This window comes from Rhizobium ecuadorense, assembly GCF_001187535.1.
GTDB classification, from domain to species: Bacteria; Pseudomonadota; Alphaproteobacteria; order Rhizobiales; family Rhizobiaceae; genus Rhizobium; species Rhizobium ecuadorense.
Window position 1 is genome coordinate 1 of record NZ_LFIO01000684.1, and the last position, 231, is coordinate 231.

Below are 231 nucleotides of genomic sequence, written 5' to 3' on the forward strand. Positions count from 1 at the left end.
GACATATACCTCAAGGAAGGCTTCGAGCCGCTGCTCAAGAGCGGCGTCCTCTCCGTTATCCACCCAGACCTGCTCACCAGCGGGGGCATCCTCGAGACCAAGAAGATCGGAGATATGGCGCAGGACCGTGGTGTCGCCATGGCCATCCACATGGCAGAAAGTCCAATCGCCGCAATGGCCGCGGCACATGTGGCGACCGCGACTGAAAACTTCATGGCGCTCGAATACCAC

The 231-nt window shown here is 59.7% G+C and carries 1 protein-coding gene; it reads left to right on the forward strand.

The window, feature by feature from the left end:
• A partial coding sequence (locus AF337_RS12870; protein WP_280138847.1) for an enolase C-terminal domain-like protein occupies positions 1 to 231 on the forward strand: 231 nt, incomplete at both ends.